Annotated in this window: 10 protein-coding genes; 6 read left to right on the top strand and 4 right to left on the bottom strand. The window is 67.8% G+C overall.

Annotated features, from left to right (window positions below):
- Together GUY59_RS49105 and GUY59_RS29520 are read left to right on the top strand one after the other, a co-directional pair.
- Positions 1-238 (top strand): hypothetical protein (locus tag GUY59_RS49105; RefSeq protein ID WP_212746241.1); only part of this gene is annotated, 238 nt, incomplete at its 5' end.
- Positions 232-549, top strand: coding sequence for a hypothetical protein (locus GUY59_RS29520; RefSeq protein WP_138203128.1), 318 nt, complete (start codon positions 232-234; stop codon positions 547-549). The genes GUY59_RS49105 and GUY59_RS29520, both read left to right, overlap by 7 nt.
- A 69-nt stretch (positions 550-618) precedes the next feature.
- On the opposite strand, the gene GUY59_RS29515 is transcribed toward GUY59_RS29520, so the two are convergent.
- Positions 619-1,773 (bottom strand): serine hydrolase domain-containing protein, encoded by a 1,155-nt coding sequence (locus GUY59_RS29515; protein WP_138203126.1) that lies wholly within the window; start codon positions 1,771-1,773, stop codon positions 619-621.
- Between the two features lie 107 nt (positions 1,774-1,880).
- On the opposite strand from GUY59_RS29515, the gene GUY59_RS29510 reads away from it, so the two are divergent.
- Positions 1,881-3,017 (top strand): ArsR/SmtB family transcription factor, encoded by a 1,137-nt coding sequence (locus GUY59_RS29510; protein WP_138203124.1) that lies wholly within the window; start codon positions 1,881-1,883, stop codon positions 3,015-3,017.
- A gap of 92 nt (positions 3,018-3,109) precedes the next feature.
- Here the strand turns inward: GUY59_RS29510 and GUY59_RS29505 are convergent, their stop codons facing one another.
- Positions 3,110-3,766 (bottom strand): WD40 repeat domain-containing protein, encoded by a 657-nt coding sequence (locus GUY59_RS29505; RefSeq protein WP_138203122.1) that lies wholly within the window; start codon positions 3,764-3,766, stop codon positions 3,110-3,112.
- Positions 3,767-4,269: 503 nt separating this feature from the next.
- A complete protein-coding gene (locus GUY59_RS29500; RefSeq protein WP_138203119.1) occupies positions 4,270-5,400 on the bottom strand; it encodes an MBL fold metallo-hydrolase in 1,131 nt (376 codons plus the stop codon).
- A 141-nt stretch (positions 5,401-5,541) separates the two neighbouring features.
- On the opposite strand from GUY59_RS29500, the gene GUY59_RS29495 reads away from it, so the two are divergent.
- The gene (locus GUY59_RS29495) at positions 5,542-7,095 is read left to right on the top strand and encodes a cytochrome P450 family protein (protein ID WP_236667617.1); all 1,554 of its coding nucleotides are present in this window, start codon (positions 5,542-5,544) and stop codon (positions 7,093-7,095) included.
- Here the strand turns inward: GUY59_RS29495 and GUY59_RS29490 are convergent.
- The gene (locus GUY59_RS29490; RefSeq protein WP_138203117.1) at positions 7,062-7,715 is read right to left on the bottom strand and encodes a TetR/AcrR family transcriptional regulator; all 654 of its coding nucleotides are present in this window, start codon (positions 7,713-7,715) and stop codon (positions 7,062-7,064) included. The genes GUY59_RS29495 and GUY59_RS29490 overlap by 34 nt on opposite strands.
- A gap of 56 nt (positions 7,716-7,771) precedes the next feature.
- Here GUY59_RS29490 and GUY59_RS29485 point away from each other — a divergent pair, with 56 nt between their 5' ends.
- Together GUY59_RS29485 and GUY59_RS29480 are read left to right on the top strand one after the other, a co-directional pair.
- Positions 7,772-9,301 (top strand): FAD-dependent monooxygenase, encoded by a 1,530-nt coding sequence (locus GUY59_RS29485; RefSeq protein WP_138203115.1) that lies wholly within the window; start codon positions 7,772-7,774, stop codon positions 9,299-9,301.
- A complete protein-coding gene (locus GUY59_RS29480; RefSeq protein ID WP_201761491.1) occupies positions 9,298-10,497 on the top strand; it encodes an FAD-dependent oxidoreductase in 1,200 nt (399 codons plus the stop codon). Before GUY59_RS29485 ends, GUY59_RS29480 begins: the two co-directional genes overlap by 4 nt.
- Positions 10,498-10,503: the final 6 nt, after the last annotated feature.

Genomic DNA, 10,503 nt, shown 5'->3' with positions numbered 1-10,503 from the left:
GCCCCACCCTAGCGCGCGGCCCGCGCCCGGCCTCCCCGCACCGCTCGGAGATCCCCGAGCCCGCTGGTACCAGCGCCAGGACAACCCGCCGAACTCATCGCTGATCGTGTGGACCGGCACCGGCTGGAGAACCCTGATCCGGACCGACTGGCAGGCAGCGGTGATCGCCCAGGCGCTCGGCATCGGGGCCGGCGGCCCGTGCGAGTGGGCGGAAGCGTTACCTGGAGGGCCATGGTGATGTTCTGGGCGTTGGCCGGGATTCCGGATACCTTGAAGCTCATCAGTGTTCGGCGTTCGGTGTTGGCGGCGCCGTTGCAGGCCTTCGGACAGACCGACGTCCATTTGGTGCCGCGACAAACGGTTTCCGGAGTGGCCTGGCTGATGAACAGGTCGTTGGATGCTTGGACCGTGGTGCTTACCGGTGCCGCGGCCGCCGCCGGTGATAAGCCGGGAGGCTTCACGCACGCCATGGTCACGATGATGGCTGGTAGCGGCCATCGTGGGATCGACAAGTGGACCGCCCGTATGTTTCGTCGGGGGACTGTGTAGGTGAGTTCGTTGCCGGTGTCGGCAGGGCCGTCGCCGAGGCTCGGTCCTGTCGGCGTGTGGTGGCGAGGGCTACAGCGTTACGTGGTCCTGTGACTTCCTGAGCGGAGCGAAGAGGGCGCCGTCCTGATTGGTGAGGATGACGACGGTGTACCCCTTGGTCGGATACATGTCGAGCTGGCACCAGTAGCCCTTGGTGCCGCCGTTGTGGCCGACCATGCGTACGCCGTTCGCCTTTTGGTCGCTGAAGCCGTAGCCGTACATGCCGCCCGACCCGCCCGGCCTCCCGAACGGAACCTTGCCCTCCAGGATGGTCTCGGTGAGCTTGGCGTTGAGGAGCTTGTGACCCAGCAGCGCCTGGGAGAACTTCAACATGTCCCCCACCGTGGAAATGGCGCCGCCCCCTGGCGTCGCCGCACTGGGCTCGTCGCCGACGTCACGCAGTTCCCCTTCCGGCAGAGGGCCGCCGCCCGGCTGCGGGACGCCCACCCATTTGCCGTTCGCGTCGAAGAGCGCATAGGGATGGGCCATGTGCGGCACCTTGGACGGCGTGTAGGCGCGGAAGGCGGTGTCGTGCATGCGAGCGGGCTTGAGGATGTGCTTGCGCACGTAGTCGGCGTAGTCCTGCTTGCCGGCTCTCTCGACGATCGCTCCCAGGATGGTGAACCCGGCGCTGCTGTATTCCATCTTCGCGCCCGGCTCGAACTTCAGCGGCTGCTTGACGATCTCCTTCATCAGGGCGTCGATGGTGAACGCCGGCAGTTTGCCATCCTTGAGCGGGACCTCGGGTACGCCGGAGGTGTGAGTGAGCAGATGATGAAGGGTGACCTTGTCGGCGATCTCGCGGGGGAATCCCTTCACGTACTTTCCGATCTTGTCCTGGAAGGAGAGCTTGCCCTTCTGCACAAGTTGGGCGATGGCGACGCCGGTGATCATTTTGTTCATCGAGCCGATGCTGAACCTGGTCTCCGGCGTGTTGGCCTCCTTCCTGGCCGAGTCCGCCATGCCATACCCCTTTTTCAGTACGGTCCGGCCGTCTTTGGCCACGAGCACCGCCCCGGAGAATTCCCCGGCAGCGGCCAGCTCTTTCAGATATTTGTGATATGCCGCCCAGTCGCCCCCTGGGGAAACGGCCACGGCGGTATCCGACCGGGCCACCGCCGGCCCACCGGAAACGAGCCCCACCAGAAGCAATCCACTAACAAAAATCCTACGGCTGACAGCCATCGGCCCAGCCCCTTTCTCGTTGGCGTTGAGCAGGACCGTACGTTAACGTGACCGTCGATCCCAACTGTTCAACGAACGAGTTGATCGGAAGGAGTACCAGAGGCGACATGCGCGTACGACTGCGCGCAGCGGACATCGACAGAGTGGCCTTCGGCTGTTCGCCGGCGCACGAGGCGCTGCGCAGCTTGCACGTCCTGGGTGCCGTCAAGCATCATCCGCTGCACATCTCCTGGGCCCTGGAAGCACGCGGCCGCCTGGACACGGCCCTCAGGCAGGAACTCGACAGTTTCGCCTTCTGGTGCCACGGCCGTCCTTTGAATTTCCGGCGGACGTGGCGGCCCGCCGATCTACGCACCTGGCCGGACGAGCTGGCCGCACTTCGTGACGCGCCCATTGAGCATTACGCTGAGCAGTTGCTCGCCGGCGCCTTGGAGCAGCACGGGCGAGGGCGCCATGTCCGCCTGGAAGAATTTCTCGGCGACCCGGACGTGCAGAAACAGGCGATCAGCCAGGTCGAATCACAGCATCCCGCCTCGGTGCCGGTCATGCGGGAGCTCATCGCCGATCCCGAACAATCCCGCAAGCGATTTGTGGAGTTTCTCTCGTCCTATTGGGACGCCTGCCTCGCACCGGAATGGCCGAGCCTGGAGCGGCACCTGCTGGCCGACATCGAGCGTCGCGGCCGCGCCGGATGGGAGCGCGGCCTGGTTCCCATGCTGGAAGACCTCGCCCCTCAGCTCCGCATCGTGGAGGACGGGGGCGAGGTGGTCCTCTCACCCCGGCGGCGCCGCGCCGACGTCCCGCCGCTCGATCTCACCCTGGAGGAGCAGGACGAGCTCGTGTTCGTGCCCTCCCATTTCGCCTGGCCACGCGTCGCCGTCGTGGCGGGCGTCGAGCAGTGGGCGGGCCGTAAGCGGCAGACCGTGCAGATCACGTACGCGCTGGCCGAAATGCAGTGGCAGGCACGCCCGCCGGTCCCCCCTGATGACCTGCTCAAGCTGCTTCGCGCGGCCGCTCACCCCACCCGGCTGCAAATACTCCAACTCCTGGCGGGGCGCTCGCGCTCCACCCGTGAGATCGCGGAACTGATCGGGCTCACCGAGGCCGCCATCTCCAAGCACCTGAAACTCCTGGCGGCGGCGGGTTGGGCCGAGCCCGAGCGGCACAGCTACTACGTCTACTACCGCCTCGTCCGCGACTCGCGCGTGAGGCTCGGGGACGCTCTGAAAGATCTGCTTGGTTGATCGGCTCAGTCAGCGAGGCCTGGTCATCGCGGACGTGTTCGGCCAGGCCGCTCCCTCCGATCCTGAGCACTGCTGGTACCAGTCGTCGGCGACTACGCCTCGGTTCGCCTTACGGTGGCGCAGATCGACCAGAGCCGGTACGGTTCGGTCGTCATCGCCAGGCCAGCGGCCACACCACCACCTGCTGGCAGCGGCCGACCGCCGACCACGTAGCGGTCATTGGCCGCCAGCTTCAGCTCGTTGGCGTCCTCCTCCACCACCGGCTTGGCGATCGCGCGCCGGGCGGTGAGATCCCAGGCCTGCGCGAATGAGGCGCCCTCGGTGAAATTTGAGAGGCGAGCGATGGTCCTGCCCCGAAACGTCGTCGTACCCGAGAGCCCTGCGGCTGTCACGGCAATCGGCGCTGCCTGGTCACGGCCGGTGCGGGGGTCCACGACACGAATCTTGCTCTCAAGACCGTGTCCAGCGAACAGCACCGGACGGCAGCCGAAGAACCCCAGGCCGGCGAAGTCCGGCGGTGGTGACACGGTGAACGACGACAGCATCCGTCCTGTGGTGGCGTCCCATATCTTGACCTGGCCCTGGTCGGCGTGGGCGGAAATCAGGGAGTGGCCGCCGACGATCGAGAGCTCGCGGGCGCCTGGCCAACGGTGGTCCGTCTCCAGGTGGGCGGTATGCAGGGGCCGGCGCGTGCGCAGGTCCCAGGCGTGCACTACACCGGGCTCGGACGCGGCGAGGAAGGCGTACACCGCCGTGCCGCCCGCCAGCCGTACCGGCTTCAGCCCTGTCACGTAGCGTCTTGGCCGAGCGGTGCGGGCAGAACCAGATCGCCGAGTTCGGTGACCGTAGTAAGTCCCAGACCTTGACCGAGCCACGCTCGGTCGCAGTGATCGCGGTACGCCCGGCCGAGCACGGGCTTGACCGGGTGGGGCGGCGGGCAGCCGCCGAACGTGGGCCACGCGCCGGCGGCTGAGCTGACGAGGACGGGCCGCTGGATAGGGCACGGGGGCCTGAGCCGCTGAGCAGCAACAGGCAACTGCAAACCATCGCTAGCTTTTCCAACAGCGGACGCCAGGAATCACGCTGGCTTGGATGCCGGATGTGGACCATTGGTTCCAAGCTCGGCCTTACTCTCGTCGTGTGCACCGGAAAGCGTCACGGAATTCTCCGGCCGAACGGCGCTTGGAGAAGTATCACGACCCGCCCTGGTTGGTGTCCAGCACCAGGGCGGGTAGCGGCACCCGGCCGCGAGTCAGCCCCTCCTGCCGACTCCGAAAGCGGTGAGATCGTGCCCGGCACATACGGAGCCGCCGTAGGTGGCGCGTACTCGCCGTTCCCATTCCGCGTCCGGTACGGCGGCGGGGTCGCCGGGGGTCAGGTGGTTGAGCAGGACTCGCCTGACCGACGCCTCTGCCGCCACGCGGCCGACGTCCTCGGGGCTGGTATGGGCCAGGCGCATGTGCTCGAGCGCGCCGTCCGGCAGTCCCTGATCCCGGTAGTGGTCGATGTCGACGGCTTCGTGCACGAGGATGTCGGTGTCGGCGGCAAGCCTGGCGACGTTGTCGGAACGGGCGGTGTCGCCGGAGAAGGTGACCGAGCCGTCGTCGGTCTGGAATCGGTAGGCGTAGGAGGGAAAGACCCGCCCGTGCGGCACCAGGATCGCGCTGACGCGCACTCGATCGTCTTCGAAGACGGTGAAGGGCGGCATGTCGGGCGCCGTGTGCTCGGGGGAGGCACCAGCGGCTGGGGGCGGCATGATCTCGTGGACGGCGAACTTTCTGGTGAAGTCCTGACCGGGAGGGCCGTTCTCGTTGTTGCGGATGTTGATGTCGTAGGTGGCCGCCGCCAGCCAGCCGGTGAAGACGTCCCGCAGACCGGGGGTGGGGTGGCCGGGGTTGAGCACGGGTACGGGCGCGTTCCCGGAAGGCGCCGGCAGGTGTCCGGCCGGCCCGGGGCCGTAGATCGGCAGCGGTGGAGCCGGTGGGCCTTGGGCGAGCCACACCAGGTTGAAGAGGTCCGCCAGGTGGTCGGAGTGTCCGTGGGTGATGAAGACGGCACCCAGTTTCGGCAGGCTGATCCCGGCCAGGGCCGCTTGCCGTACCGCGCCTGAGCCGGCGTCGACGAGGTAGAAGCGGTCGCCGACAGCGACCGCGCTAGAGATCATCGTGCGGCCGGGAACCTGTACCGGGCCTCCTGAGGTGCCCAGGAGCAGCACCCTGGTGTTGTATCCGGTCACGTCGCCACTCAGCGTCACGGCCGGTTCGCGCCGCGGGTCCGCGGCGGCGATGGCGGGTGGGACCGCGAGGGCGGCCGCCGCGCCCGCCAGTCCGGCGGTTGCCGCGTTGCGGATGAGCGATCGGCGAGAGGGCTGGTCGATGGACATGCATACGGCCTTTCTGCCAGGAGGGGCGCGAGAGCGTCCGCCGCTAGATTTCTTCACGGTTCGTTGAAGTTACGTTCCGCCTGGCGTATGTTACTTCATCGGAGAATGAAGTTATACGGATCGCAGGGACGGAAGATCGACATGAGCATCAACGGCACTTGGCAGTTCACCGTGGACTCGCCCAGAGGCGAGCAGACCTTCTCGGCGACGTTAGCGGCCGACGGAGAACGGTTGAGCGGGACGATAACCGGCCCTCAGTCCGGTCTGGACATCACCGAGGGATCGGTGCACGACGGCGAGGTCACCTGGCTGGCACGCAAGGCGATCATGGGTATGAACATGCGGTTCACCGGTCGGCTGGAGGGTGATGAGCTCTCGGGCAAGGTGAAGGTCGGTTCGCTGGGCGCTTTCCGCGCCCGCGCGCTGCGCACGACGGGCGGCGGAAGCGCTCCTGCGACGGCCGAGCCGACCCTGATGAGCCCTGACGTACGGGCCAACCCTTATCCGACGTACGCGCGACTGCGGGAGGAGAGCGTCGTGCATCCCGTTCCGCACCCGATGGGAACCACAATCTGGCTCGTCACCGGGTACGACGAGAGCAGAGCTGTACTCAACGACACCCGTTTCTCCAAACACCCCCGGCACGCGCCGCAGTGGATGCGCGATCTCGGCGTGACCTCCGAATTCGCGGGCCCGACCGGCGTGAACATGCTCAACAGCGACCCACCCGACCACACCAGGCTGCGGCGCCTGGTGAGCAAGGGGTTCACACTACGTCGTGTGGCGGCCCTGCGACCCCGCGTGCAGGAGATCGCCGACGAGCTGATCGACCGGATGGCCCCGCTCGGACGGGCTGACCTGATCGAGGAATTCGCCTACCCGCTGCCGATCACCGTGATCAGCGAGCTGATCGGCGTGCCGGAAGAGGACCGGTCCGACTTCCGATCCTGGACCACCGCCATGTTGCTGTCGCCGTTGGATGAGGATCAGCGTGCGCGCCGCAACGCGGGAGTCGAGGCCATCAACGGCTACCTGGCGGCGCTAGTGGGGCGCAAGCGCCGCGAGCTGGACCACCGCAGACCGGAAGAGGAACAGCCGGACCTGCTCAGCGCGCTGGTGTCGGCGGCCGGCGCAGAGGAGGGCGGTCTCAGCGAAGACGAACTGGTCGGCATGCTCCAGCTGCTGCTCGTCGCCGGGCACGAGACGACGGCCAACCTGATCGGCAACGGCATGGTAGCTCTGCTGCGCCACCCGGACCAGCTTCGCCTGCTGCGGGACGACCCCGGCCTGCTCCCCTCCGCCATCGAGGAGATGCTGCGCTACGACGGCCCGGTCGAGCAGGGCACCTTGCGGGTGGCGGTCGAAGACGTGGAGGTCGGCGGGGTGATCATCCCGGCGGGCGGCCAGGTGGCGGTGGCGCTCGCCGCCGCTGACCGCGATCCTGGACAGTTCGCGGATCCGGACCGCTTCGACATCCGGCGACAGGACAACGCCCATGTTGCGTTCGGTCACGGGCTGCACTTCTGCCTGGGCGCCCCGCTCGCCCGCATGGAAGGGGCGATCGCCTTCACAGCGCTGCTGAAGCGGCTGCCCGGTCTGGCGCTCGCCTGCCCGCCCGACCGGCTGCGCCATCGGCCGGGGGCGGGAGTACTGTTCCGCGGCTACGCCGAGGTGCCGGTGACGTTCGCTTCCTGATCCCCGTCCACTGGGATCGGTAGCGGGTCGGTGAGCAGGCGCTGGATGATCGGGGCGACCAGGGCGACGATCGTCTCGGGCGAAGCGGAGGTCAACGGTTCGATGCGGAGCTGATGGCGGGTCACGGCGACGCCGACGAGCTGGGCGCTGATCAGACCGGCTCGCACCGGGGCGTCCGGTAGATCCAGGTGCCTGGCCAGCGACGGCGTGAACTCGGTCTCGATGAAGTCGCGCAGCAGGGCCGCCGGCTCGGGGTCGACCACCGCCATCCTGACCAGGGCCGCCACCCGGTCTCCCGGCTCGTTGTTCTCGTTCACCTGGAGGAACCTGCGGACCAGGCGCTCCCCGAAGTGCTCCAGTCCGTCCGCCAGCAGCTCCGCCACAGGATCACGAATCGTTTCGTGGCTGTTCAAGATCGCGTCGTAGAGCCCCTGCTTGCTGCCGAAGAAGTAATGGATCATCGCGGTGTCGACGCCGGCGTCGGCCGCTATCGCCTTGATGGTGCTGCGCTGGAAGCCGTCGGCGGCGAACCGTTCCGCGGCCACCTCCAGGATGCGCTGCCGGTTGACCGAACCGCTACGCCAACGGCCGCGCCTGCCGGCACCCGATCCTCCCTGCACACGTCCACCTTACCGCCCCCGAAATTTCCCCATCTCTCACTGAAGTACGGAGCACTATGGATGGCAACCATCGCGTCCTGGTGGTCGGCGGAGGGCTGAGCGGTCTCGCCACCGCGACCTTCCTCGCCCACTACGGCGCCCCCTGTCTGCTCATCGAGCGAAGAACCACCACACCACGGACCTCGCGCAACGAACGGCTCAGCGCACGAGCCATGGAACTGCTGGACGGCCTCGGCCTGCGGGAAGCCGTCTCTGAGACGGGATTCCATCCCGACGCGCTCGGCGACATGCTTCGTACCGACACTCTGGCGGGGGAGGAGCTCGGCCGCACCCCGCAGCCATGGGTGCCGGTTCCCCCAGAGATCAGTCCGTTCCAGCCGGTCTGCTGCAACCACACGTGGCTGCGTGACCTGCTGCGTCAGCGCGCCGTCGAATGCGGCGTCGAGATCTGGCTGGGCGCTGACCTGACCGGCCTGTGGCAGGACACGGAGGGGATCGTCGCTACCGTGCGGCGAGCCGGAGAGCTCATCGAGGCGCGGGCGGCATACGTGGTGGGCGCCGACGGACCGCACAGCACCGTCCGTGGATGGGCCGGAATCGAAACAGAAGGGCCGGGCACCATCGCCCACCAGTACGGCGTGCGCTTCCGCGCCGATCTGAGCGGCGCGATCCGCGGACGCCACTTCGCCGGCGCGCACCTCGACCGGGTGGGAGGAATCCTGCTGGCGGAGACCGAACCCGGCATGTGGTCGCTCATCCGGCCGGTCGCGCCCGGGCATGGCCCTGACCTCGCCGAGCTGATCCGGACCGCGGCCGGCCTGCCGGAGCTGGAAGTCACCGTCGAAGACACCTTCACTCTGCCGATCACGCTGCTCAACGCCGACCGCTATACCCAGGACAACGTCGCGCTCATCGGCGATGCGGCCTGCTCGATGCCGCCCACGCCAGGGATGCACGCCTCCACCGTTTTGCCTGACGCGCAGAACCTGGCCTGGAAATTGGCCTTGATTCTGGCCGGCGCGGCAGGTCCCGCCCTGCTCGGCACATACGACACCGAGCGGCGTCCGCTGGGACAGATCGCTCTCACCGACGCGATCGCCAGGGTCGGCATGATCTCTCCTGCGGAAGACCTTCCCGACCGGATCACCCAGGAGTTCGGTGCGGTGTACCGATCGACGGCGGTGATGCCCGCTGAGGAGGCTCCCGGCGACTTCGCGCACCCGCTCGTCTCGGCCGGCCGTCCGGGCACGCGAGCGCCGCATCTGGAGACCAGGGCCGGGTCGATCCTTGATCTGTTCGGCCGGACATTCGTGTGCCTGACCGACTCTGACAGCCCGCGCTGGGCGAGCGCGGCCGAGGAAGTCGCAGGCCGGCTGGGCGTTCCGCTCACCGCACCGCGGCTGGACACCCGCCTGCCGCAGGCCGCCAGGTCGTGGGCGAAGGCATATGGCGTGACCACCGGCGGCGCTGCGCTCATTCGGCCTGACGGCGTCGTGGCCTGGCGGGCCCCCGCCATGGTTTCGTCCCCCGAACCCGAGATCGAGCACGTTCTCCGCCGGATTCTGAGCAGAGGAGATGAGTCATGACCTTGCGCGTGATCGTGGCCGGTGCCGGTCTCGGTGGCCTCACCTTGGCACACGGGCTACACCGAGCATCTGTGGACGTGATGGTCTACGAACGTGATCAGGGACCCGCCGTCCGCGCCCAGGGCGCCCGCTTCCACATCGACGACCGCGGAATCCGGGCCTTGCGTGCCTGCCTTCCTCCGGCGCAGTTCGAACTCTTTCATGCCACCCTGGGTGGGTCCAGCGACAAAATCCTCGTGGTCGGCGACGTCGACGGCCGGCTCGAAATCCTCGGCTCGAACTCCTTCACCGGCGCCGAAAGCAGACCCGACCAGGTACGGCCAGGCCGTCCGGCGAGCCGGCGACTGCTGCGGCAGATACTCCTCCACGGGTTGGAGGGGCACGTCGAGTTCGGCAAGGAGGTCGTCCGCCACGAAAGACTCCATCAAGGCGTACGCGTATATTTCGCCGATGGCACCCGCGCCGAGGCGGATCTCCTCGTTGCGGCCGAAGGCGTCGGCTCGGCTGTACGCCGCCAATACCTTCCGCACGCGGAAGTGGTCGACACCGGGGTGCGCTGGCTCGGCGGCAAGACTCCGATCACCCCTGGCCTTCGGCGGACGGGGCTCCTCGCTCTCCTCGGGAGCAGCTTCACCATCACCGATCTGGGCGAGGTCGGCATGGTGCTCGCGGCCATGCGTTTCAGCGAACCACCCGTTCAGGCGGCGGCGCGGCTGGTGCCCGGACTGGATCCGGGAGACATCGACGACTTCCTCATGTGGGCGCTGATCCCGCCACGGGAAATGCTCGGTGATGCGGCCCTCGCCTCCCACACCGTCAGCGGTGAGAGGCTCTGGCGGCAGGCACGCCCGTTAGTGGAGGAGGCTCATCCGAGCCTCCGGCTGGTCGTCGAACAGGCTTGGCCCGAGCAGACGTACTACTTACCACTGGCCGCCTCGATTCCGGTCCCCGCCTGGCAGCCCGGACCCGTCACCCTGCTGGGCGACGCCATCCACGCCATGCCGCCCAACCGCGGCTCCGGTGCCAACACCGCGCTGCAGGACGCCGAGCGCCTGTGTGCGCGGCTGATCGACGTCGACCGAGGTGAGCGGGACCTTCTTGAGGCCGTGGCGGCCTATGAGAAGGACATGCGACGCGACGGCTTCGAGGCCGTCAACGCCTCGGTGGAGGCCCTCTCCGGCTTTCTCAAGGACTGATCACTG

This window comes from Nonomuraea sp. K271 (assembly GCF_009908215.1).
GTDB lineage: Bacteria > Actinomycetota > Actinomycetes > Streptosporangiales > Streptosporangiaceae > Nonomuraea > Nonomuraea longispora.
This window is presented reverse-complemented; position numbering and strand designations above follow the sequence as displayed.

Bases quoted from the DNA above. Each gene is read 5' to 3' on its own strand.
- GUY59_RS29520 (WP_138203128.1), top strand. From the start codon at position 232: ATGGTGATGTTCTGGGCGTTGGCCGGGATTCCGGATACCTTGAAGCTC.
- GUY59_RS29515 (WP_138203126.1), bottom strand. From the start codon at position 1,773: ATGGCTGTCAGCCGTAGGATTTTTGTTAGTGGATTGCTTCTGGTGGGG.
- GUY59_RS29510 (WP_138203124.1), top strand. From the start codon at position 1,881: ATGCGCGTACGACTGCGCGCAGCGGACATCGACAGAGTGGCCTTCGGC.
- GUY59_RS29500 (WP_138203119.1), bottom strand. From the start codon at position 5,400: ATGTCCATCGACCAGCCCTCTCGCCGATCGCTCATCCGCAACGCGGCA.
- GUY59_RS29495 (WP_236667617.1), top strand. From the start codon at position 5,542: ATGAGCATCAACGGCACTTGGCAGTTCACCGTGGACTCGCCCAGAGGC.
- GUY59_RS29485 (WP_138203115.1), top strand. From the start codon at position 7,772: ATGGATGGCAACCATCGCGTCCTGGTGGTCGGCGGAGGGCTGAGCGGT.
- GUY59_RS29480 (WP_201761491.1), top strand. From the start codon at position 9,298: ATGACCTTGCGCGTGATCGTGGCCGGTGCCGGTCTCGGTGGCCTCACC.